At 71.8% G+C, this 20,212-nt stretch carries 26 protein-coding genes; 15 read left to right on the top strand and 11 right to left on the bottom strand.

Annotated features, from left to right (window positions below; all coding sequences use genetic code 11):
- Positions 1-4: 4 nt before the first annotated feature.
- Positions 5-745, top strand: a complete 741-nt coding sequence (locus ACLQ20_RS28990; RefSeq protein WP_358119387.1) for a phosphodiesterase — start codon at positions 5-7, stop codon at positions 743-745.
- Here ACLQ20_RS28990 and ACLQ20_RS28985 read toward each other — a convergent pair.
- Entirely contained in the window at positions 712-927 is a 216-nt protein-coding gene (locus ACLQ20_RS28985) for a hypothetical protein (protein WP_101415193.1), read from the bottom strand. The two genes, ACLQ20_RS28990 and ACLQ20_RS28985, sit on opposite strands and share 34 nt — an antisense overlap.
- 87 nt (positions 928-1,014) lie before the next feature.
- The gene (locus ACLQ20_RS28980; protein ID WP_425858167.1) at positions 1,015-2,169 is read right to left on the bottom strand and encodes an alkaline phosphatase PhoX; all 1,155 of its coding nucleotides are present in this window, start codon (positions 2,167-2,169) and stop codon (positions 1,015-1,017) included.
- A gap of 303 nt (positions 2,170-2,472) precedes the next feature.
- Between ACLQ20_RS28980 and ACLQ20_RS28975 the strand changes: the two genes are divergently transcribed.
- From ACLQ20_RS28975 to ACLQ20_RS28965, 3 genes are all read left to right on the top strand, one after another.
- Positions 2,473-3,570 (top strand): 3-deoxy-7-phosphoheptulonate synthase, encoded by a 1,098-nt coding sequence (locus tag ACLQ20_RS28975; RefSeq protein WP_327031086.1) that lies wholly within the window; start codon positions 2,473-2,475, stop codon positions 3,568-3,570.
- A gap of 304 nt (positions 3,571-3,874) precedes the next feature.
- Entirely contained in the window at positions 3,875-4,123 is a 249-nt protein-coding gene (locus ACLQ20_RS28970) for a hypothetical protein (RefSeq protein WP_192581295.1), read from the top strand.
- 134 nt (positions 4,124-4,257) lie between these two features.
- Positions 4,258-4,467 carry a hypothetical protein gene (locus tag ACLQ20_RS28965; protein ID WP_132239399.1) on the top strand — a complete coding sequence of 70 codons (210 nt, stop codon included), beginning with the start codon at positions 4,258-4,260 and terminating at the stop codon, positions 4,465-4,467.
- A 56-nt stretch (positions 4,468-4,523) separates the two neighbouring features.
- On the opposite strand, the gene ACLQ20_RS28960 is transcribed toward ACLQ20_RS28965, so the two are convergent.
- From ACLQ20_RS28960 to ACLQ20_RS28950, 3 genes are read right to left on the bottom strand one after another with little or no spacing between them, the layout of a single operon-like run.
- Positions 4,524-5,060 carry a DUF1360 domain-containing protein gene (locus ACLQ20_RS28960; protein WP_132239401.1) on the bottom strand — a complete coding sequence of 179 codons (537 nt, stop codon included), beginning with the start codon at positions 5,058-5,060 and terminating at the stop codon, positions 4,524-4,526.
- A gap of 34 nt (positions 5,061-5,094) precedes the next feature.
- Positions 5,095-5,415 carry a hypothetical protein gene (locus ACLQ20_RS28955; protein ID WP_132239403.1) on the bottom strand — a complete coding sequence of 107 codons (321 nt, stop codon included), beginning with the start codon at positions 5,413-5,415 and terminating at the stop codon, positions 5,095-5,097.
- Positions 5,415-5,741: a DUF6158 family protein gene (locus ACLQ20_RS28950; protein ID WP_132239489.1), complete on the bottom strand. Its 327-nt coding sequence runs from the start codon at positions 5,739-5,741 to the stop codon at positions 5,415-5,417. The genes ACLQ20_RS28955 and ACLQ20_RS28950 overlap by 1 nt, the downstream gene beginning before the upstream one ends.
- Positions 5,742-5,863: 122 nt before the next feature.
- On the opposite strand from ACLQ20_RS28950, the gene ACLQ20_RS28945 reads away from it, so the two are divergent.
- Positions 5,864-6,301, top strand: coding sequence for a hypothetical protein (locus ACLQ20_RS28945; protein WP_151453282.1), 438 nt, complete (start codon positions 5,864-5,866; stop codon positions 6,299-6,301).
- Between the two features lie 26 nt (positions 6,302-6,327).
- Positions 6,328-6,657: a DUF3817 domain-containing protein gene (locus ACLQ20_RS28940; protein ID WP_091628654.1), complete on the top strand. Its 330-nt coding sequence runs from the start codon at positions 6,328-6,330 to the stop codon at positions 6,655-6,657.
- Between the two features lie 6 nt (positions 6,658-6,663).
- On the opposite strand, the gene ACLQ20_RS28935 is transcribed toward ACLQ20_RS28940, so the two are convergent.
- The gene (locus tag ACLQ20_RS28935) at positions 6,664-7,188 is read right to left on the bottom strand and encodes a DUF6232 family protein (protein WP_151453283.1); all 525 of its coding nucleotides are present in this window, start codon (positions 7,186-7,188) and stop codon (positions 6,664-6,666) included.
- 496 nt (positions 7,189-7,684) lie between these two features.
- On the opposite strand from ACLQ20_RS28935, the gene ACLQ20_RS28930 reads away from it, so the two are divergent.
- Entirely contained in the window at positions 7,685-8,659 is a 975-nt protein-coding gene (locus ACLQ20_RS28930) for a C40 family peptidase (RefSeq protein ID WP_151453284.1), read from the top strand.
- 69 nt (positions 8,660-8,728) lie between these two features.
- Here ACLQ20_RS28930 and ACLQ20_RS28925 read toward each other — a convergent pair whose 3' ends face one another.
- The 4 genes from ACLQ20_RS28925 to ACLQ20_RS28910 all read right to left on the bottom strand — a co-directional run bounded on the left by ACLQ20_RS28925 (position 8,729) and on the right by ACLQ20_RS28910 (position 13,077).
- Positions 8,729-9,718 carry a sigma-70 family RNA polymerase sigma factor gene (locus tag ACLQ20_RS28925; protein WP_192581293.1) on the bottom strand — a complete coding sequence of 330 codons (990 nt, stop codon included), beginning with the start codon at positions 9,716-9,718 and terminating at the stop codon, positions 8,729-8,731.
- Between the two features lie 442 nt (positions 9,719-10,160).
- Positions 10,161-11,117, bottom strand: a complete 957-nt coding sequence (gene murQ / locus ACLQ20_RS28920) for an N-acetylmuramic acid 6-phosphate etherase (protein WP_425858165.1) — start codon at positions 11,115-11,117, stop codon at positions 10,161-10,163.
- Positions 11,114-12,028: a MurR/RpiR family transcriptional regulator gene (locus ACLQ20_RS28915; RefSeq protein ID WP_151453287.1), complete on the bottom strand. Its 915-nt coding sequence runs from the start codon at positions 12,026-12,028 to the stop codon at positions 11,114-11,116. Before ACLQ20_RS28915 ends, murQ begins: the two co-directional genes overlap by 4 nt.
- A gap of 281 nt (positions 12,029-12,309) precedes the next feature.
- Positions 12,310-13,077 carry a dTMP kinase gene (locus ACLQ20_RS28910; RefSeq protein WP_151453288.1) on the bottom strand — a complete coding sequence of 256 codons (768 nt, stop codon included), beginning with the start codon at positions 13,075-13,077 and terminating at the stop codon, positions 12,310-12,312.
- Between the two features lie 101 nt (positions 13,078-13,178).
- Here ACLQ20_RS28910 and ACLQ20_RS28905 point away from each other — a divergent pair, with 101 nt between their 5' ends.
- From ACLQ20_RS28905 to ACLQ20_RS28885, 5 genes are all read left to right on the top strand, one after another.
- Positions 13,179-13,817 (top strand): nucleotidyltransferase family protein, encoded by a 639-nt coding sequence (locus ACLQ20_RS28905; protein ID WP_132239419.1) that lies wholly within the window; start codon positions 13,179-13,181, stop codon positions 13,815-13,817.
- On the top strand, positions 13,814-14,089 hold the full coding sequence (locus ACLQ20_RS28900) for a hypothetical protein (protein WP_132239421.1): 276 nt from the start codon (positions 13,814-13,816) through the stop codon (positions 14,087-14,089). Before ACLQ20_RS28905 ends, ACLQ20_RS28900 begins: the two co-directional genes overlap by 4 nt.
- A 9-nt stretch (positions 14,090-14,098) precedes the next feature.
- Complete coding sequence (locus ACLQ20_RS28895; protein WP_151453289.1) at positions 14,099-14,875, top strand: metallophosphoesterase family protein; 777 nt, start codon at positions 14,099-14,101, stop codon at positions 14,873-14,875.
- On the top strand, positions 14,866-15,009 hold the full coding sequence (locus ACLQ20_RS28890) for a GPGG-motif small membrane protein (protein ID WP_007464364.1): 144 nt from the start codon (positions 14,866-14,868) through the stop codon (positions 15,007-15,009). Before ACLQ20_RS28895 ends, ACLQ20_RS28890 begins: the two co-directional genes overlap by 10 nt.
- Before the next feature lie 158 nt (positions 15,010-15,167).
- Positions 15,168-15,662 (top strand): TspO/MBR family protein, encoded by a 495-nt coding sequence (locus ACLQ20_RS28885; RefSeq protein WP_425858164.1) that lies wholly within the window; start codon positions 15,168-15,170, stop codon positions 15,660-15,662.
- A gap of 92 nt (positions 15,663-15,754) precedes the next feature.
- On the opposite strand, the gene ACLQ20_RS28880 is transcribed toward ACLQ20_RS28885, so the two are convergent.
- Positions 15,755-16,534 (bottom strand): peptidoglycan DD-metalloendopeptidase family protein, encoded by a 780-nt coding sequence (locus tag ACLQ20_RS28880; RefSeq protein WP_151453291.1) that lies wholly within the window; start codon positions 16,532-16,534, stop codon positions 15,755-15,757.
- A gap of 247 nt (positions 16,535-16,781) precedes the next feature.
- Between ACLQ20_RS28880 and ACLQ20_RS28875 the strand changes: the two genes are divergently transcribed.
- From ACLQ20_RS28875 to ACLQ20_RS28865, 3 genes are all read left to right on the top strand, one after another.
- Positions 16,782-18,122 carry an ABC transporter substrate-binding protein gene (locus ACLQ20_RS28875; RefSeq protein ID WP_151453292.1) on the top strand — a complete coding sequence of 447 codons (1,341 nt, stop codon included), beginning with the start codon at positions 16,782-16,784 and terminating at the stop codon, positions 18,120-18,122.
- A 69-nt stretch (positions 18,123-18,191) separates the two neighbouring features.
- Entirely contained in the window at positions 18,192-19,241 is a 1,050-nt protein-coding gene (locus tag ACLQ20_RS28870) for a carbohydrate ABC transporter permease (RefSeq protein WP_151453293.1), read from the top strand.
- Between the two features lies 1 nt (position 19,242).
- Complete coding sequence (locus tag ACLQ20_RS28865; protein WP_327029401.1) at positions 19,243-20,211, top strand: carbohydrate ABC transporter permease; 969 nt, start codon at positions 19,243-19,245, stop codon at positions 20,209-20,211.
- Position 20,212 lies beyond the last annotated feature (1 nt).

Genomic DNA, 20,212 nt, shown 5'->3' with positions numbered 1-20,212 from the left:
AGGCATGCCGCCTGCCGCCACCGTGACCGACCGGGCCGCCGTCGCGGTCGACCGCGCGACCGCCGCCCTGACCCGGCTGCGCCGGGCCCGCCTGCTGCATCCCGCGGGCCGCTCGTTCGCGGGCGAGGTCGTCGTCTGGGGTACGTCGGGACCGCCGACCGGGGTGCCGCTGCTGGACGGCCCGGGCCGCTTCCGGGCGACCGTCCGGCTCTCCAAGGGCGTGCCCACGCCGGGCGCCTGGCCGGACGTGCTGGGGCTGGCCGTGCGGCTGCACCGCGACGGTGAGCGGCCGTTCGACCTGCTGGTCAGCTCCAGCGGGGCCGCGCCGCTGCTGCGGAATTTGCCGCTGCCCCGGCGGCGCTTCGCGGGGACGTACAGCACGATCATGCCGTTTCGCGCGGGCCGGCGGCGGCTCTTCCTGGCCGCGCTGGCCGACCCGGAGTCGCCCGGCCTGGGCCGCAGCCTGGCCGAGGTGGCCGCCGCGGCCCGGGCGGACGCGCCGCGCCTGGTGCTCGCGGTCGCGTCCGCCGTCGGGCCGTGGCGTCCGTTCGGGCAGGTCAGCCTCGGTGCCCAGCTCGGCGCCCGGGAGGACGCGGCGCTGGCCTTCGACCCGATCGGCAACCTGCCGCCGGGGCTGCGGGCGGTCGGCCCGATCGCCTGGCTGCGGGAGCACAGCTACCGGGGCTCGCGACGGGCCCGGGGGGCCGTGGCTCAGTCGGGGGGCTCGATGGGGGTCACCGTCTGATCGGAGGTACGCCGCTCCAGCACGGTGTCGGGGGCGGCGTTGCGGTCCTCCTCCCGGAGGTCGGACTCGGCGAGGATGGCCTCCGCCTGCGCGTGGGGGTCGTCGCTGCCGGCCGCCGCCTCCTCCGGCAGGAGGTGTGCGCGGGACTCCACTCGTTCCTGGTCGCTCTGCTCGTGACTCATGACCGCCCACATACCCCGCCGCCGCCTCCGGCACGCCGCATGATCGCGCCCGGATGATCGCGACCGGCCCCGGCGGCGGCGGGCCGCTCAGGAGCGGAACGGTCCGCGTACCTCGTAGGTGACGCCACCCGAGGAGGAGCCGGACGTGCCGCGCTGCGACGAGAAGTAGAACCGGCTGCCGTCGGGCGAGAACGCCGGCCCGCAGATCTCCGACGAGGACTGGCCGGTGATCCGCAGGAACGGGGCGACCACCCCCGCCGGGGTGATCACGTTGATCTCCATGTTGCCGCCGTCCTCGGCGACGTAGAGGTCGCCCGAGCGGGCCCCGGTGATGTTGTCCACCCCGGTCAGCGGCGCCGTCCCGGAGACCAGCGAGTCGTCGTACGCCAGGTCGATGCGCTGGTCGACCGCGTCGTAGGCCCAGACCCGGTTGTCGCCCTTGGTGGTGAACCAGCAGGTGCCGTCGGCGTACCAGCAGCCCTCGCCGCCGTTGAACCTCTTCGCCCCGGCGACCTGGTCGCGGGTGAGCGTGGGCGAGCCGTCCGGGTCGGGCACCCGTGCCCAGCTCACCGGGCCGCTGGTGCCCGTGCCGGCGACCAGCACCTCCAGGGTGCCGGCGGAGAGGTCGCCCCAGGTGGTCGGCCGGAACCGGTAGAAGCAGCCGTTGGTCTCGTCCTCGGTGAGGTAGACGACCCGGCGGTCCGGGTCGCAGGCGGCGGCCTCGTGGTTGAACCGGCCCATCGCGGCCCGCCGGACCCCGGCCCGGCCGCCCTGGGGGTACGTCTCGTAGACGTACCCCCGGTTGACCTCCTCGCCGGAGAGCCAGGTCCCCCACCCGGTCGCGCCGCCCGCGCAGTTGCGGTTGGTGTTCGACAGGATGCGGTACGCCGAGACGACGCTGCCGTCGGCGGCGAAGCGCACCGCGGATGCCCCACCGGTGCTCAGGATCTCGGAGTTCGAGACGTAGATCCAGTCGGTGCCGGCGACGAAGCAGGCGCCGCCGTCGGGCGCGTCGTGCCAGGTGTACGACGTGCCGGGCACCGCCTGGCGGGAGCGGGCGACGACCCGGCTGGTGAAGCCGGCGGGCAGTTGGATGCCGTTGGCGTCGGCCGCGCCGAGCGGCCCGTAGGGGCTGGCACCCGGCTGAGCAGGGGCGGCATGGGCGGCGCCGGCCCAGAGACTGCCGGAGAAGGCGGCGGCGCCGCCGACGACGGTGGCGCGCAGGACGGTACGACGGTCCATCGGGAACCTCCGGGAACCAGCGGTCGGTGTCGATGAAGCTACCGTCGCACGCATCGATGGAGGTGAACACGAAGCGAGTCTTTCCCGACGACCGGGTGGACCTTCCCGCACAACCGGGTACGCTTGGCCGCGTGACGCGTTCGTATCGATGGTTTAGGCAGCCGGCTCGCACGCCGGTGACTTCACCATGATCTGACGTCACCACATTCGAGCCGGCCGGGCAGGAGCTCTCGTTCCTGCCCTTTTGCGTACGAGCAGCCGGCTCGACCTGGGCACCGGCCCCGGGGCACGGTCGGCGGAAGGATTCCCACCGTGACCACCCCGGAGACCGTTCGGGTCAGCGATCAGCGGATCGACCGTGTCGTGCCGCTGACCACCCCGGCCCTGCTGCACCACGACCTGCCCCTCGACGACACGCTCGCCTCGGCCGTGCTGGCCGGGCGACGCGCGGTCGGCCGGGTGCTGGACGGCGCCGACGACCGCCTGCTGGTGGTGGTGGGCCCGTGCTCGGTGCACGACCCGGCCGCCGCCCTGGAGTACGCCCACCTGCTCCGCGACGCCGCCGCCCGGGTGGCCGACGACCTGCTGGTGGTGATGCGGGTCTACTTCGAGAAGCCGCGCTCGACGGTGGGCTGGAAGGGCCTGATCAACGACCCCGGGCTGGACGGTTCCGGCGACGTCAACACCGGCCTGCGTACCGCCCGGGCGCTCCTGCTCGACGTGCTGCGCCTGGGGCTCCCCGTCGGCTGCGAGTTCCTCGACCCGATCACCCCGCAGTACATCGCCGACACGGTGGCGTGGGGCGCGATCGGCGCGCGGACGGTGGAGAGCCAGGTGCACCGGCAGCTCGCCTCCGGCCTGTCGATGCCGATCGGCATGAAGAACCGCCCGGACGGCAGCATCGGCACCGCCGTGGACGCCATCCGCGCCGCCGGCGTACCGCACGTCTTCCCCGGCATCGACGTCTCCGGCACGCCGGCGATCCTGCACACCCGGGGCAACGCGGACGGGCACCTGGTGCTGCGCGGCGGCGGCGGGCGGCCGAACTACGACGCGGAGTCGGTGGCCGGCGCCCTGGAGCTGCTGCGGGCGGCGGGCCTGCCCGAGCGCGTGGTGATCGACGCGAGCCACGCCAACAGCGGCAAGGACCACCGCAACCAGCCGCGGGTGGCCGCCGACGTGGCCGCCCAGCTCGACGCCGGCCAGCGCGGCATCGTCGGGATCATGCTGGAGAGCTTCCTGCTCGCCGGCCGCCAGGACCTCGACCCGACCCGCGAGCTGACCTACGGCCAGTCGGTCACCGACGCCTGCATCGGCTGGGACACCACCGAGGAGGTCCTCAGCCACCTGGCCGCCGCCGTCCGCACCCGCCGCCGTACCCCGGCCCCCGCACCCGCCTGACCCCCACCCCGCACGCAGGGGGAGGTGGAGACGGACAGTGCCGCCCCCGGGCCCGGGAGGGCTCGGGGGCGGCACCGGTGTCGGTGTGCAGGTCGCCTCTCGGCGAGTGGCACGACGCGGCTCCAGCCGAACGGTATTCCGCGAAGGCAATTAGGTGAGGCCCGGGGACACTGGACACACCGACACCTGACTCAACCGGGGACCCGCCGCCGGTGTTCCGACCCGCGCCATGACCGCCGTCACAGCCCCGGCGACCACTTCCGCGCGCGGCCCGGCGACGTTTCACCGGTTCGGACGCGGGTAGCTGACCGTCGTGACCGACGACGCACCCGTGACGGACGCGCCCGTGGTCGAGGAGCCGGACATCCGGCGCCTCGACGACCTCCTCGAGGATCTCTACCACGGCCAGGAGCGGATCAGTCAGGCGGACATCTACCGCCGGGCCGTCGCCGCCGAGCTTCCCGCGCAGCTCCTCACCCGCATGGCCGCCCTGCCCGAGGGCGAGTACGCCGTGGACGAGGTGGCCGACCTGCTCGGCGGTTCGGTCACCTGACGCCAGGGGGCCGGGACCGGCACGGCCCCGGCGGGCCGTGACGACCCGTCGTGGGGCGAGACCGCCGCCCACCCATCCCCCCGGGGGCGGACGGCCTTCCGCACCGGAGGCCGACGAGCAGTGAGGAGAGCGAGATGTCCCACCACGAGGAAGAGCACGAGAAGCTGCCGGCACTCGGTCAGCCCCCCGAGGGCCGGGACACCCTGCCGGAACCCGACTTCGCCAACGAGCACGACCGCACCGCGGTCGACCGGGACGTCATCACCGGGGCGGACGCCGACGAGCGCGAGCCGGAGGCCTCCCGCGGCTGGGCCGGCCAGGACCACGGCACGACCCCGACCTGAGGACAGCCACGACGAAGGGGGCCGGCCCGAGCGCCGGCCCCCTTCGTCGTACGTCGTCAGTCCTCGTCGTGGTCGCCGCCCTCGGCGGCCTGCTGGGCCACCGCGTACGCCATCTGGAGGAAGTCCGAGGCGGCCACGGCGGTCAGCGCGGTCGCCACCAGACGGGTGAGCCGGGGGGCGAGCACCAGGCCGCCGGTGAACCCGGTGGCGACCCAGACGGCGAGGCAGAACGGGCAGCTCAGCAGCTCCCCGATCGCGTGCCGGGTGGAGCTGCCCTGGTCACGGACCTGCTCCATCACCTCGCCGCTGCCGATCGGCTTGTCGTACCGGGTGAACGGCGCCCGCAGGGGGCTCGTCACCGCGTCCTTCGTCAGCAGCCGGCTCAGCTTGTGGGTGGCGATGCTCAGCAGCACCACGTCGGCCGGGGCGGGACGCTCGGGGACCGGACGGCCGGTCGCCCTGACCAGACCGGCGATGCCGGCGGTCACCCCGGCGTAGGTTCCCATCGCCGCCAGGTACCCGCCCAACGGTCGGTGTTCGTGCGGCGCGTACGCCTGGCGCAGCCGCGCCACCTTCTCCTTCAGGGCGGTCACCCGGTCTCCTCGATCCTCTCGGGTGCGGTCCGGCTCAGCCGGCCTGCAGGTTGTCGGCCACCTCGCGGGCGAGACTGTCCAGCGCCTCGTCGGCCAGCCGCTCGGCGTCCGGCCCGCCGGTGAGGTCGAGCCGCATCCGGGCGCCACCGGCCTGGGCGGGCTCCACCAGGATCTCCGCCGACCAGTCCTCGGCGGCGCTCCAGCGGGCCCGCAGTTCCTCGGCGCTGACCTCGTCCGCCGGGCTGCCGTCGGCCCGCAGCGGCTCGGGCAGCCACGCCGACGCCCGCGCGGGGTCGGTGGCGGTGTTGAACACGACCTCCGGCGGCGCGGACATCCCGCGCTCGGCGGACGCCATCAGGCGTCCCGCAGCCGGCTCGGGTCGACCTCGCGGCCGGGGTGCCGGGCGAGGTACTCGGTCTCCAGCTCGGCGGTGCGCCGCAGGTGGTTGGCGAGCGCGGAGTCCGCCGCGTGGCGCAGGGTGTCCAGGCGGGTCCGGTGCAGGCTGTGCATCTCCCGGATCAGGTCCTCGTCGGCCAGCTCGGCGGGGTCGACGCCGAGCAGCTCGCCGTCGGGCGGATCCGCCTCGCCGGAGGCCCTGTCGTGGACATGGTCGCCGTCCCACTCGGGCATCCGCTGCTCCGGGCTGCCGAAGTCGTCCTGCCGTACCGATCCCGTCATGATCGACCCCCTGCTCTGGTTTGGGCTCGCGTCTAGACGGATGCCCACACCGGCAGGCACCAAACCCCACCCGCACCTACGACGCCGCGTCGGAGACCCCGGCGACCCCCGGTACTCTCGATGCCATGAAACGGCTCTGGACCCCGGCGTGGATCGCGCGCCACGTGGCCATGGTCGTGCTCGTCACCGGTTTCCTGGCGCTGGGCTGGTGGCAGGTCAGCCGGGCCGCCGCCGGCAACGCGATCAGCTGGGGCTACGCGGTCGAGTGGCCGATCTTCGCGGGCTTCGTGGTCTTCGTCTGGTGGCGTGAGGTCCGGCACACCCTGCGCGGGCCGGCGGCGCCGGCCGACGCGCAGGGAGAAACGTCGAGCGCCGCCGGGACGCGACCGGCCGACGCCCCGCAGGCCGCCGCGACGCGCCCGGTCGTACGCCGACCCGTGCGGGTCGCCCGCGGGTCCGCGGCTGCCGGCGGCGGCGAGGACGGCGACCTCGTCGCCTACAACCACTACCTGCAATGGCTGAACGACAACCCGGGTGCCAAGCCCGGTGACTACCCCGGCTGAGGCCGGACGCGAAAGGACGGACGACGGTGGGCGCAGCCCTGACCCGGTACCGAGTCATCGCCTGGATCGTCGGCGTGGCACTGATCCTGCTGGTCGTGATCGGCATGCCGATGAAGTACGGCTTCGACGACCCGATCCTGGTGGAGACCGTGGGCCAGGCGCACGGCTTCCTCTACATGCTCTATCTGGTGGCCGCCTTCGACCTGTCCCGCCGGGCCGGCTGGCCGCTGAAGCGGATGGTCCTGGTGATGCTGGCCGGCACGGTGCCGTTCGTCTCCTTCTACGCGGAGCGCCGGGTCAGCTCCTGGGTGACGGCGGAACAGTCCGAGCGCACCCCGGAGCCGGTCGCCGGCTGACGCCGGTCACCGGGCGGGCCGCCACGGGTCGACCGAGGCGAGCGGGTCCTCCCAGCCGCCGTACCGGTTCATCTCCCGGGCCCGGCGCAGGGCCCGGGTGACCTGGCCGAACTGCCGCTCGTCGTCGCTGCTGAACAGCAGCACCCGGTCGCCCCGGCGCCGGCCCCACAGCTCGTACGCGGGCGGCCGCCACCGGTCCCCCACCAGCGCGACCAGCACCGGCAGCAGGAACACCAGGCCCAGGACGAGGTACGCCCCCGCGGTGAGCCGTTGCAGCCCGCCGGTGAAGCCGAGCAGCAGGCCGACGCCGCCGATCATGGCGCCGGTGACCAGGACGGCCCGTACGGCGACGCGGTCGTGCGGGCCGCGGCCGGTCTGCAGGTGGGTCAGCTCGGTGACCTGCCAGCTGTTGCGGCCGACGGTGAAGCGGTCGACCGTCACGATGATCCCGGGTCGGGCGTAGAGGAGGGTGTTCTTCTGCGCGGTCGTCCGCGATGACCGCGTCTGTCGGGTGGCGCCTTGAGGGTTCACGGTTCTACCTCCCGCGGCTGGTGCCGGGTCGGCTCCCGTCGACGGTCTCGCATCGCCGGTCGACGGGATTCCCGGCTGCGCGCTTCATTGTGTGGCGCACGTGCCAGCCCGGACGGCGATTTCGGCTCGCGTCCGAGGGCTGCGGTCAGGTGGCCCGCCGGTTCCGACCGTCATGTCGGTCTTGTCGGTCATAACGGCTCACGTTCCGACGGCATACGCCGACAACGACGAACGGCACGGATCGCCCGATCGCCGACAATAGCCGTCGCCCGCCGCGGCGAGCCGGAGGAGTCGATCACGCGCCGCACCCGTCGTGATCCACAATTTCCGTCACTCGGCCAACATTCGACCCTGCTTCAACTGCGCATCACTCCTGCCCCGGGATAGGTTGTCCCGGTCGGCCCGGTCGAACGCCGTCCACCCGGACGGCACCGGCCCGGTGCCGCCGGGGGCGTCAGCAGCCCGTGGCGGCCGATGGGAGAGGAGCCTTCCGCTCTTGTCGTCCCTCAGGAACACGCTGCGCGCCCTGGCGGTCGCCGTGGTGTCGGCCACGCTGCTCGCCCCGGCGATACCCGCCCGGGCCGAACCGTCCCCCGCCGAGCTGACCCGGCGGATCGAGAATTCCTCCTCCCAGCTGGAGCACGTCGTCGAGGCGTACAACAAGCTCCGGGAGGAGATCAAGACCAACCAGGCCGCCGTCGCGCGGGTGCAGAGCCGCATCGGTCCGCTGGAGCAGGAGACCGAACGGAGCCGGGCGGACGTCGGCGAGATGGCGGTGACCGCGTACAAGACCGGCAACAACCTGAGCACCGCGGAGGCGCTGCTGCGTCCCGGCGGCGCCGACACCCTGCTCGACCGGCTGAGCATGCTCGACCAGCTCACGCGGCAGCGGCAGGCGAAGATCTCGAACTTCACGGGCAACCAGCGCCGGCTGCTCGACGAGAAGACCCGGCTGGAGGTCACGCTGGGCCGGCAGGCGGCGCAGGCCCGCGAGATGACCGCCACGAAGAAGCGGATCGAGGGCGACCTGGCCGAGCTCTACGAGCTGCGCCGGCAGGCGTACGGCCGGGCCACCGAGAAGCCGGCCGCCCGGTCCGACAGCGCGAAGGAGGCGCCGACGGTCTCCGGCAAGGCCGGCGTCGCGGTGCGGTACGCGTACGGCGCGCTCGGCAAGCCCTACGTCTGGGGCGCCGACGGGCCGAACGGCTACGACTGCTCGGGCCTGACCTCGGCGGCCTGGCGGGCGGCCGGCAAGTCACTGCCGCACAACACCCGGATGCAGTGGGGCGCGGTGGCCCACATCAGCCGCAGCGAACTGCGCCCCGGCGACCTCGTCTTCTACAGCGGGCTCGGGCACGTGGGCCTCTACGTCGGCGGTGGTCAGGTGATCGACGCGCCGAGCGCCGGGCGCAACGTGCTCAAACGGGGCATGAACCTGATGCCCATCCAGGGCTACGGTCGGGTCCGCTGACCCACCGGCAACGCGAACGGCCGGCGTCCCCCTATCGGACGCCGGCCGTTCGCGTTGTTCCTACCCTGCTCAGGCCGCCTGTAGGCCCTCGGCCCGGGCCAGCTCACGGAGCCGACCGAGCGCCTGGATCTCCAGCTGCCGGATCCGCTCCCGGGAGAGCGAGAACCGCGAGGCCACCTCGGTGAGGGAGTGCTCCCGGCCGTCCTCGAGCCCGTAGCGGGCCCGCATGATGCCGGCCGAACGGTCGTCGAGGTGGTTGAGCAGACCCTCGATCCGCTGCCGCTCCAGCCCCGTCAGGACGATCTCCTCCGGCGACGGCGCGTCGCTGTCGGCGACCAGGTCACCGAGGTTGGTGTCGCCGTCGTCGCCCACCGGGGTGTCCAGCGAGACGGTGTCCTGCGACCAGCGGACCAACTCGTTGACCCGCTCGACGGTGACCCCGAGGGACGCCGCGATCTGCTCCGGCTCCGGGTCGCTGCCCAGCTCACGGGTGAGCTGCCGGGCCACGTTGCGCATCCGGTTGACGTCCTCGACCAGGTGCACCGGCAGTCGCACGGTGCGCTCCTGCTGGGCGATCGCCCGGCTGATCGCCTGGCGGATCCACCAGGTCGCGTAGGTGGAGAACTTGTAGCCGCGCACGTAGTCGAACTTCTCGACCGCCCGCACCAGGCCGGTGTTGCCCTCCTGGATCAGATCCAGCATGGGCATGCCCGAACGCACGTAGCGGCGGGCGATCGACACGACCAGTCGCAGGTTGGCCCGGATGAACAGGTCCTTGGCCCGCTCGCCCTCGGCGACCAGCCGCTCCAGGTCGTCCCGGTCGGCGCCGGCGGGGACGCGGTCCGCACCGAGCAGGTGCTCGGCGTAGAGGCCGGCCTCGATGGCCTTGGAGAGGTCGACCTCCTTGGCGGCGTCCAGCAGTGGCGTCCGGGAGATCTCGTGAAGGTAGACGCCGACCAGGTCGCGCTCCTCGGCAACCTCGTCGGTTCGCATGCCGATGTTCTTGTCCACGTTGCCCACGGTCCCCTCGCTCGCGCCGGTTGCCCGGTTCCTTGCCATCCCCACGTCCATCAGCCCTCCCCCGTAACCCGCTGTGCCCACCGGTGCTGACACCTACACAACAGTTGAGACGCGCCGGGGATTCCATGTCGTGAGTCGAAAGTGTCACGAATGCCTGATAATCCGCTGAGAGCGCGGTCCATGTTTGCTGTCAGCACCCCGGGTGGCGGCTCTCCGATGGGCACCACGCCAGGGGCGGCGGATCGACGTGTCGCCGTGTCCCGGTCCATGGCAGCACCGCCCCGCCCGCAGACGCAGCGACCCGGGTCACCGTCGGGCTGCGATCCTGGTCACTGCGGAGTCACGCACGGGTGGACCGGTCGGTTCATCCACGCCCGTGGTAATACCCCACCCCCCGGTGAACAATCCGCACCGCGGACCCGTGCCCGTACGTGACGGGGATCGCAGGGCAGCCGCGGCGAGGGCAGGGTGTGGGGTCGGCTCAGGAGGCGAGCAGGGCCAGGGCGCCGCGGACCTGGCCGGCGGAGCGGGCCAGGGCGGCCCGCGCGGCGGACACCTCCACCCCGGAGACGAGCGAGACCAGCGCCACCTTCATGTCCCCGTCGGCCTCGTTGAGGGCCCGCCGGCAGATCTCCTCCGAGCAGCCTGTCGCCTCGATCAGGATCGAGATCATCCGGCCCCGGAGCTTGGCGTTGGTGGCGACCATGTCGATCATGAGGTTCGAGTAGACCCGGCCCAGCCGGACCATCACGGCCGTGGAGAACGTGTTCAGCACCAGCTTCTGCGCGGTGCCCGCCTTCATCCGGGTCGACCCGGTGACGACCTCCGGTCCGGTGTCCACCCCGATGAAGACGTCCACCGACCGGGCGGCCTGCGCCTCCGGGTTGGCACAGAGCAGCACGGTCGAGGCCCCCTTGGCACTCGACGCGGCGAGCGCCCCCAGGACGTACGGTGTGCGTCCGCTGGCGGCGAGCCCGACCACCAGGTCCCCGGCCCGTACGCAGTCGGCGGCCTCCGCCGCACCGCCCCGGTCGTCGTCCTCGGCGTCCTCGACCGCCCGCCACATGGCCTCCGGCCCGCCCGCGATGTGGGCGCAGAACCAGTGCCGGGGCGAGTTGAAGGTGGGCGCCAGCTCGGCGGCGTCGAGCACGCCGAGCCGGCCGGAGGTGCCGGCGCCGAAGTAGTGCACCCGGTGCCCGCCGCGCAGGGCGGTCACCGCCAGGTCCACCGTCGCCGCGATCTCGTCGAGGACGGCCGCGACGGCGCCGGGCACCCGCCGGTCCGCCTCGTTGATGACCGTGAGCACGTCCCGGGTCGACATGAGGTCGAGGTCCGCGCTGAGCGGGTTGCGCCGCTCCGTCGGCGCGCCGACCCGGATCACCGGCCGGGCCGTCACCGGGGTCGTCACCTCGTGGGGTTCCACCGCGCCCGCCGTCATGCCCGCCTCCGTCCCGGGCCGACCCGGTGCGACCGGACCGCCTCGGCTGTCGCTTCGAGGGCCTTCCTGGCCCGGGACCGGTTGCGCGCGGCCACCCCGACGAAGAGGCAGTCGACGACGGTGAGCTGGGCCAGCCGGCTCGCCATCGCGCCCGAGCGGTAGGTGGTCTCGCGGGCGGCCGTGGTGAGCACGAAGTCGGCCACCTCGGTGATCGGCGACCGGGGGAAGTTGGTGAGCGCCACCGTGGCCGCCCCCCGGGCCCGCGCCTGTTCCAGCACCTCGATCACGTCGGAGGTGGTGCCGGTGTGCGAGATGCCGACCGCGACGTCGCCCCGCCCGAGCAGCGCGGCCGACGTCAGCGCGGTGTGCACGTCCGGGAAGTAGAAGGCGGTGCGGCCGATGCGGTGCAGCTTCTGCTGGAAGTCCGAGGCGACGAAGCCGCTGGCGCCCGCCCCGTAGACGTCGATCCTGCCGGCGCCCGCGATGGCGTCGACGACCTGCTCGCAGATCGCCGGGTCGAGCTGCTCGGCCGTCTCCTCGACGGCCCGCGCGTCGTTGAAGGCGATGGTCGCGATGATCTGGGCGAGGTCCGCCCCGGGCGGGATGTCCCCGCCGACGACCCGCGCGTCGGGCGGCTCGATCCGGCGGGCGGCCTCGGCGGCGAGCCGGATCCGCAGCTGCGGGTAGCCGTCCATGCCGACCGATCGGCAGAACCGGATGACGGTCGCCTCGGATGTCTCGGCGGCGGTGGCGAGGTCGGTGATGGTCCGACGCGAGGCGGCGGCCGGGTCGGCGACCACCAGCCGGGCGACCCGCTGCTCGGCCGGCGACAACGACGGGAGCAGGCCGCTGATGTGGACGATAAGCCCACCCGGCTCGTGACTCGCAGAAATCTTCGGACTCTTCGCCACGGATGAAACTTACTTTCACGAGGCGTGAGCGTCAACCATGACTGCGCGTATTGAGGAAAGTACCGCCCGCCCGGACATGCCGTTTCGTCCAGCGTGCCATCCGTACCGCCCAGCGTGCCATTCCACGGAGGAGGTCGCCTCCCCCGCCGGACCTGCGTGGAGAGGCCGCCCGGTCGCCGCCGGCCCGCACTCGGCCCCGTACGGACGATGCCATCACGCCGCCTCCCGCGGCGCCCCGTCACGAGGCCGGATCCCGGGCAGCCGGCCGGAGGTCCGTCGGCTCAGGCGCTCAGCCGGCCGATCGCGACCGGTTCCGCGCCCGGCGGCGCGGGCACGACGGCGGACCGCACGTCCCGCCCGTCGGGCGCCCGGCCGTCGCGATCGTCGGTCGGCCGGCCGTCGCGACCGTCGGCGGACGACGCCAGCCAGCCCGCCAGGTGGGCCTGGATCAGCCGGGAGACCTCCTCCGGCGGGCGCCCGGCGTCCACCACGACGAAGGTCGGATACTCCGGCAGGGTCCGGTACGCGGTGTCGGCGGCGGTCAGGTAGCGCATGCTCTCGTGGTCGGTGCCGCGCTGCTCGATCCGCCGGTACGCCTCGGCGGGATCGACGGTCAGCAGGAAGGTCAGCTGCGGTCGCGGGAACATCCGGTAGCCGGCGCGGGCCAGCCGCTCCCAGCGCTGGCCCCCGTGCGCCCGGATGCTCGCGTACTGGCAGGCGGAGTAGCGGTCCATCACCGCGACCCGGCCGGTGGCCAGGCAGCTGAGCAGGGCGAGGGCGATCGCCAGCCAGCGGAGCACGGACTCCACCGCCAGCATGCCGCTGCGCCCGACGAGGCGCTGTGCGTCCGGACGGCCGAGGCGGTGCGCGAGGCGGCCCAGCCAGCGCCGCCCGCCGGCGTTGCGGTGGTAGGTGGCGGGGCGGCCCGCCGCGGTGAGCGCGTCGGCGAGCCGGTGCGCCTGGGTGGTCTTGCCCGAGCCGTCGATGCCGATCAGGGCGACGGCGCGCAATCGGGCCCTGCCGCGCCGCGCCCCCGGTGATCTGGACACTCTGCACAGGCTATCCGACCCACGCTCGCGTACCCGGAGATTTGTGCCGTGTCCTCCCGGTTGACCCCGACCGTGCCACCTGCCAGGTGTGGCCCGCCGGGATGCCGGGTACCGGAGTTGGATCAGCCGCCCACCACCATCGACGGGAGACGCCAATGGCAGAGCGCGGGGACGAGAGCCTGGTGCACACGTTGAAGAAGGTCGCCGCCGTGCTCAAGCAGGAAGAGATTCCCTTCGCGCTCGGGGGCAGCTTCGCGGTGTACGCCCACGGCGGTCACTCCAGCGACCACGACGTCGACTTCCTCATCCGGGAGGTCGACGTGGAACGGTCCCTCGAGGCGCTGGTCGCGGCGGGCTTCACCGCCGAGCGGCCGCCCGAGGACTGGCTGGTCAAGGTGTTCGACGACGGTCGGATGGTGGACCTGATCCACCGGCCGATCGAGACGCCGGTCACGGAGGAGACGTTCGCCGACACGGTCGTGCGGCCGGTCGACGCGATCCACATGCCGGTGCTCTCGGCCAGCCAGCTCATGGTGCACAAGCTGCTGAGCTTCTCGCAGCACTACTGCGACTTCGCCCGGGGACTGCCGCTGGCCCGTTCCCTGCGGGAGCAGATCGACTGGGAACGGGTACGCAAGGAGACGCAGCACTCCCCGTACGCGGAGGCGTTCCTGGTGCTGCTGGACCGGCTGGAAGTGGTGCCGCACTCCGGCACCGGCGAGGGAGAGGGGACACCGTGACCGAGCACCGCGACGTCGCCACCGGACCGCCCGACGAGTACGTCGAGGCGGAGATCCACCGGCTGCTCGCCGAGGACCCGGACGTGGCCGAGCAGGGGATCACCGTGGTCCGCCGCGAGCGCGGCCTCGTGCTCTACGGCGAGGTCGAGAGCCCGCACCGGCGCGAGGAGATCCTGCGCCGGGTGGCCGAACGCTTCCCCGACGTGCCGGTCACCAGCGACATCGGGGTGATCCGCGCGCAGGCGCCCACGGAGATCGAGCAACTGCCCTGAGGAGGTTCCATGGTGATCCGGATCGCCGCCGTGGGCGACGTGCATCTGGACGAGGACGTGGTCGGCCGGTTCCGGCCGGCACTGGACGAGCTGCCCGAGCACGCCGACGTGCTGTTGCTCGCCGGCGACCTGACCCGGCACGGGACGGAGTCGGAGGCCCGGTGCGTGGCCACCGAGTTCGGCGGGCTGGGCGTGCCGGTGGTGACCGTGCTGGGCAATCACGACCACCAGTGCGACCAGGTGCCGCAGGTGGTCAAGGTGCTCGAGGACGCCGGGATCACCGTGCTGGAGGGCGACGGCGTCGTGCTGGACTGCGCCGGCGGCCGGCTGGGTGTGGCCGGGGTGAAGGGGTTCGGCGGGGGGTTCGCCGGCCGCTGCGCCAGCGACTTCGGCGAGCCGGAGATGAAGGCGTTCGTCCGGACCACCACCCAGAGCGCGGACGCCCTGTCCGCCGCCCTGCGGGGACTGGAGTGCGACGTGCTGGTGGCACTGACCCACTACGCGCCGGTGCCCGACACGCTCGCCGGTGAGCCGCTGGAGATCTACCCGTTCCTGGGCTCGTACCAGCTCGGGCAGGCGATCGACTCGGCGCCGACCGCGCTGGCCCTGCACGGGCACGCGCACGCGGGCTCCGAGCGGGGCACCACGCCCGGCGGGGTACGCGTCCGCAACGTCGCCCACCCCGTGATCAAGCAGGCGTACAGCGTCTTCCACCTGGGCGACCACCTCGATCACGCACAGGTTTCCGGCGTCGGCGGGTCGGGTATTCAGCAAACATGGAGCTGATTCTCTGGATTCTCGCAGTCGTACTCGTGGTCGCCGGCATCCTCGCGCTGTTCCGGCGGCAGATCCTGTGGGGCATCGTCCTCATCGTGGTCGGCCTGCTCGTCGGGCCGGGTGGTGTGAGCATCTTCAATTGACGAGGCGGCTACAGGCCGCCGTTCAGGACCCACCGGGGTCGTCGTGACCGGAACTCCGTCCTCCCGACAGGAGCATCCGGACACGACGACCCCGGTGTCGTGCCGGCCGGAGGGTGACCGCGGGTTTACCGTCCACCTTCAGCGGACATATCTCGACCATGGAGATGTCCAGGAGTGCGGAACGGACCGGCGGGGCCCGGCAGTGGTGGGCACTGCTCGGCTTCGGGGCGGCGGTGTTCGTCGCCGCGGCGATCGGCGGGCTCGGCGTGCAGGGCACCTCGGCCGAGTACGCGAGCCTCGAACAGCCCGCCTGGGCTCCCCCGTCCTGGCTCTTCGGACCGGTCTGGAGCCTTCTCTACGCGATGATCGCGGTGGCCGGCTGGCTGGTCTGGCGGCGGGTCGGCTTCGGCCCGGCCCTCTGGGCGTGGATCGCCCAGCTGGTGCTCAACGCCGTCTGGACGCCGCTCTTCTTCGGCGCCGGCCGCTACGGGCTGGCGTTCGCCGAGATCCTGGTGATGTGGGTGGCGATCGGCGTGACGGTCGTGCTCTTCCGCAAGGTGTCCCGCCCGGCGACCCTGCTGATGCTGCCCTACTGGGCGTGGGTCACCTTCGCGGCCGCCCTCAACTTCGCGATCTGGCGCCTGCACAGCTGAGCGCCATCTGGCGCCGGAACGGCTGAGCCGGGCGACGGAGCACACGACGACGGAACGGGGCCCCGGCGCGCAGCCGGGGCCCCGTCACCCGTTCAGCAGCGGGGTACGCCGGGGATGTAGCCGTCGGAGCCGGTGTAGACGTAGGAGTCGGAGATGAAGCGGCCGGAGCCGATCCGGTCCCAGATCGTGCTGGTGCCGTAGGTGCCGGTGACGCTGGTGCCGCTGGTCTGGCACTGGATGGTCACCCGGGCGCCGTCGGCGACCGTGCCGACGGCGGCGTAGCCGGTGCCGGGGCCGGACCGCACGGTCAGCGCGATCCCGCTGGTGGTGTTGACCGTGCCGGAGCCGGCGCTGCTGCCGCAGCCGTTGTCGCTGGAGTAGTTCTTCGTGCCCCAGTAGAGGGCGAGCGCGCCGTTGAACCGCACCTGGATGTCGGCGCCGTTGAGCCGCTGCTCGTAGTGCAGGTGCGGTCCGGTGGAGCCGCCGGTGCTGCCGACCCAGCCGATGACCTTGCCGTAGCCGACCGCCTGGCCCACGGAGACGTTGAAGCCGTTCAGGTGGGCGTAGTAGGTGTGGTAACCACCCGCGTGGCTGATCCGGACGTACTTTCCGTAACTGGTGCCGCCGAGATCCGTGACCCGGTCGACGGTGCCGGGCGCGCTCGCCACCACCGCGTCACCGAGGTCGTCGGTGCGGTTGAAGTCGAGCGAGTACGCCGGGCTGTGGTTGGTCCGGGTCTGACCGGACCAGGACTGCCCGCACGGGAACGGGACCTTGAACGTGGGGGCCGCCATCGCCGGGGCCGCCGGGACGACCAGCGCGCCCACAGCCAGCAGACCGGCCGCCAGCAGGCCCAACCAGCGCTTGCCCATCCAACACCTCCTATGTCGAAATCCTTCGATCACTGACCTCCAGAGTGTCAGAAAATGACATCGATGGAAAGGGGTCGAATTCCCGTGTGGGAGCGTGCCCAACAGGGGGTTTACGGGTTTCCGGATTGTTACTCGCTCGTGTCCGGATAGGGGTGGACCAGGCCAGATGCAAGCGCTTACATGTGGTGACGCCCATCGGACCGGCGCGGGTTCGATCCCTGACGCGCCGGCAAGGAAGGAGAACGGCATGGCGTTTGCCAGATCACGCCAGGCTCTCGCGATCGCCGGCGTGCTGGGGCTGGCGCTGAGCGCCACCGCCTGCGGCACCGGCGACGACAAGAAGAGCGACACCGCGGGCTCCGCGGAGTGCGCCGCATACGAGAAGTACGGCGACATCGACGGCAAGAAGGTCAAGATCTACTCGTCGATCCGGGAGATCGAGGCCGACCGCCTCGCGGAGTCCTGGAAGCAGTTCGAGGACTGCACCGGCATCAAGATCGACCACGAGGGCAGCGGCGAGTTCGAGGCGCAGCTCAACGTCCTGGTCGACGGCGGCAACGCCCCCGACCTCGCGTTCATCCCGCAGCCGGGTCTGCTCAAGCGGTTCGTCGACTCGGGCAAGCTCAAGCCGGTCGGCGCCGAGACGAAGAAGATGGCCGAGGAGAACTACCCGGCCGACTGGCTGAAGTACAGCACCGTCAACGGCCAGTTCTACGGCGCCCCGCTCGGCTCCAACGTGAAGTCCTTCGTGTGGTACTCGCCGAAGACCTTCAAGGAGAAGGGCTGGACGGTCCCGACCAGCTGGGACGAGCTGATCAAGCTCAGCGACCAGATCGCCGCCACCGGCACCAAGCCGTGGTGCGCCGGCATCGAGTCGGGTGAGGCCACCGGCTGGCCGGCCACCGACTGGATCGAGGACCTGATGCTGCGGACGCAGACCCCCGAGGTCTACGACCAGTGGGTCACCCACGGCATCCCGTTCAACGACCCGAAGGTCGCCGAGGCCCTCGACAAGGCCGGCACCATCCTCAAGAACGAGAAGTACGTCAACGGCGGCTTCGGCGGCGTGAAGAGCATCGCCACCACCTCCTTCCAGGAGGCCGGCGTGCCGATCACCACGGGCAAGTGCGCGCTGCACCGCCAGGCGTCCTTCTACGCCAACAACTGGCCGGAGGGCACCAAGGTGGCCGAGGACGGCGACGTCTTCGCCTTCTACTTCCCGGCGATCGACGCCAGCAAGGGCAAGCCGGTGCTGGGCGGCGGCGAGTTCGTCGCGGCCTTCAACGACCGCCCCGAGGTCCAGGCCGTGCAGACCTACCTCGCGTCCGGCGAGTACACCAACAGCCGCGCCAAGATCGGCGACTGGGTGTCGGCCAACAACAAGCTCGACCTGGCCAACGTCCCCAACCCCGTCGACAAGCTCTCCGTGCAGATCCTCCAGGACAAGTCCAGCGTCTTCCGCTTCGACGGCTCGGACCTGATGCCGGCGGCCGTCGGCTCCGGGACGTTCTGGAAGGCCATGGTGCAGTGGATCAACGGTAAGGACACCGCGACCGTGCTCCGGGACGTGGAGAGCGGCTGGAAGTGATCTGACCGGTGGGCCGGTCCGCGGGGACGCGGGCCGGCCCACCGGCCGGTCAAGGACCTGGGAGGGTCGATGGAGTTCGACTTCGCTGCGGAACAGCCGAAGTTCCTCATGCTGATGTACGGGCTGGTCGCCTTCGTCGCGGTGGTGGGCGGTCTGCTCCTGCTCCTCGACGTGGTGCCGGCCTGGTTCGCCCGCCGCCGGGAGGCGCAGCTCGTCGCTGCCTCCGCGAGCGGCGCCCCGATCCCCCGCCGGCGCAAGCCGCGCGAGGGTGTCTTCGCGCTTTTCTTCCTGCTGCCCACGCTGCTGCTGCTCGCCATCGGGCTGGTGGTCCCGGCCGTCCGCACCGTGCTGCTGTCGTTCATGGACCAGGGCAGCAACGACTGGGTAGGGCTGCGCAACTACGGCTGGATGTTCTCCGAGGACTCCATCGTCCGGGTGTTGCTCAACACTCTGATCTGGGTGCTCCTCGTCCCGCTGGTGGCCACCACGTTCGGCCTGGTCTACGCCGTGCTGGTGGACAAGGCCCGGTTCGAGGCGGTCGCCAAGTCGCTGATCTTCCTGCCGATGGCGATCTCCTTCGTCGGCGCCAGCATCATCTGGAAGTTCGTCTACGCCTACCGGGGCGACGGGCAGGAGCAGATCGGTCTGCTCAACCAGATCGTGGTCAGCCTCGGTGGCGAGCCGAAGCAGTGGCTGCTCGACTCACCGCTGAACACGCTGCTGCTGATCGTGATCATGGTCTGGATCCAGGCCGGTTTCGCGATGGTGGTGCTCTCCGCCGCGATCAAGGCGATCCCCGCTGACATCGTGGAGGCCGCCCGGCTCGACGGGGTCACCCCGTGGCAGATGTTCTGGCAGATCACCATGCCGAGCATCCGGCCGGCGCTGATCGTGGTCGTGGTGACGCTGTCGATCGCCACCCTCAAGGTCTTCGACATCGTCCGGACGTCCACCAACGGCAACTACGACACCAGCGTGATCGCCAACGAGATGTACAACCAGGCGTTCCGCTACGGCGAGAACGGGCAGGGCTCGGCGCTGGCGGTGTTCCTGTTCGTCCTGGTGATCCCGATCGTGATCTACCAGATCCGCAACATCCGTCAGCAGCGGGAGGGCTGAGATGACCACCGCGACGCCCACCGTCGCCGCCGGCACCCAGAAGACCGGCGGCCGGGGCACCAGCACCGCCGGGCGGGTCCGCAGGCGGCTGAACAGCCGTACCGCGACCGTCGTCTCGATCGTCATCGCGGTGTTCTGGACCATCCCCACCTTCGGCCTGTTCGTCTCCTCGATCCGGCCGGAGGACGAGATCAAGAGCAGCGGGTGGTGGAACTTCTTCACCAGCCCGTCGTTCACCCTCGAGAACTACCAGGAGGTGCTGTTCGGGCGCTCCTCGTCGTCCGGGCAGCTCGCCAGCTACTTCATCAACTCGCTGGCGATCACCATCCCGTCGGTGCTCTTCCCGATCGCCTTCGCGGCCCTGGCCGCGTACGCGCTCGCCTGGATCAACTTCCGGGGCCGGGACTGGCTCTACGTCGCGATCTTCGCGTTGCAGATCGTGCCGTTGCAGATGGCCCTGGTGCCGCTGCTGAAGTTCTTCTCCACCGGCGTCACCGTCGGCGGGGTCACCATCCTGCCGGCCTGGGACCTGGTCGACGAACAGAAGTTCGCGCAGGTGTGGTTCGCGCACACCTGCTTCGCGCTGCCGTTCGCCGTCTTCCTGCTGCACAACTTCATGTCGCAGCTGCCCGGAGAGCTGATGGAGTCGGCCCGGGTCGACGGGGCCACCCACCCGAAGATCTTCCGCAGCATCGTGCTGCCGCTGATCACCCCGGCGCTGGCCGCGATCGGCATCTTCCAGTTCCTCTGGGTCTGGAACGACCTGCTGGTCGCGCTGATCTTCGCCGGTGGCGGCGACGAGACCGCCCCGCTCACCGTCCGGCTGGCCGAGATGGCCGGCACCCGGGGCAACGAGTGGCAGCGGCTCACCGCCGGCGCGTTCGTCTCGATCGTCGTACCGCTGATCGTCTTCCTGTCCCTCCAGCGCTACTTCGTGCGCGGCCTGCTCGCCGGCAGCGTCAAGGGCTGAG

This window comes from Micromonospora sp. DT46 (assembly GCF_049841735.1).
Classification (GTDB): domain Bacteria; phylum Actinomycetota; class Actinomycetes; order Mycobacteriales; family Micromonosporaceae; genus Micromonospora; species Micromonospora reichwaldensis.
The sequence above is the reverse complement of the archived record's forward strand: the minus strand, read 5'-3'. Positions and strand labels throughout refer to the sequence as shown.

What these genes read in the sequence shown, in the direction of transcription:
- ACLQ20_RS28990 (WP_358119387.1), top strand. Translation starts at nt 5, where the DNA reads ATGCCGCCTGCCGCCACCGTGACCGACCGGGCCGCCGTCGCGGTCGAC.
- ACLQ20_RS28985 (WP_101415193.1), bottom strand. Translation starts at nt 927, where the DNA reads ATGAGTCACGAGCAGAGCGACCAGGAACGAGTGGAGTCCCGCGCACAC.
- ACLQ20_RS28980 (WP_425858167.1), bottom strand. Translation starts at nt 2,169, where the DNA reads ATGGACCGTCGTACCGTCCTGCGCGCCACCGTCGTCGGCGGCGCCGCC.
- ACLQ20_RS28965 (WP_132239399.1), top strand. Translation starts at nt 4,258, where the DNA reads ATGTCCCACCACGAGGAAGAGCACGAGAAGCTGCCGGCACTCGGTCAG.
- ACLQ20_RS28955 (WP_132239403.1), bottom strand. Translation starts at nt 5,415, where the DNA reads ATGGCGTCCGCCGAGCGCGGGATGTCCGCGCCGCCGGAGGTCGTGTTC.
- ACLQ20_RS28945 (WP_151453282.1), top strand. Translation starts at nt 5,864, where the DNA reads ATGAAACGGCTCTGGACCCCGGCGTGGATCGCGCGCCACGTGGCCATG.
- ACLQ20_RS28925 (WP_192581293.1), bottom strand. Translation starts at nt 9,718, where the DNA reads ATGGCAAGGAACCGGGCAACCGGCGCGAGCGAGGGGACCGTGGGCAAC.
- murQ (WP_425858165.1), bottom strand. Translation starts at nt 11,117, where the DNA reads ATGACGGCGGGCGCGGTGGAACCCCACGAGGTGACGACCCCGGTGACG.
- ACLQ20_RS28905 (WP_132239419.1), top strand. Translation starts at nt 13,179, where the DNA reads ATGCCGGGTACCGGAGTTGGATCAGCCGCCCACCACCATCGACGGGAG.
- ACLQ20_RS28895 (WP_151453289.1), top strand. Translation starts at nt 14,099, where the DNA reads ATGGTGATCCGGATCGCCGCCGTGGGCGACGTGCATCTGGACGAGGAC.
- ACLQ20_RS28890 (WP_007464364.1), top strand. Translation starts at nt 14,866, where the DNA reads ATGGAGCTGATTCTCTGGATTCTCGCAGTCGTACTCGTGGTCGCCGGC.
- ACLQ20_RS28885 (WP_425858164.1), top strand. Translation starts at nt 15,168, where the DNA reads ATGGAGATGTCCAGGAGTGCGGAACGGACCGGCGGGGCCCGGCAGTGG.
- ACLQ20_RS28880 (WP_151453291.1), bottom strand. Translation starts at nt 16,534, where the DNA reads ATGGGCAAGCGCTGGTTGGGCCTGCTGGCGGCCGGTCTGCTGGCTGTG.
- ACLQ20_RS28875 (WP_151453292.1), top strand. Translation starts at nt 16,782, where the DNA reads ATGGCGTTTGCCAGATCACGCCAGGCTCTCGCGATCGCCGGCGTGCTG.
- ACLQ20_RS28870 (WP_151453293.1), top strand. Translation starts at nt 18,192, where the DNA reads ATGGAGTTCGACTTCGCTGCGGAACAGCCGAAGTTCCTCATGCTGATG.
- ACLQ20_RS28865 (WP_327029401.1), top strand. Translation starts at nt 19,243, where the DNA reads ATGACCACCGCGACGCCCACCGTCGCCGCCGGCACCCAGAAGACCGGC.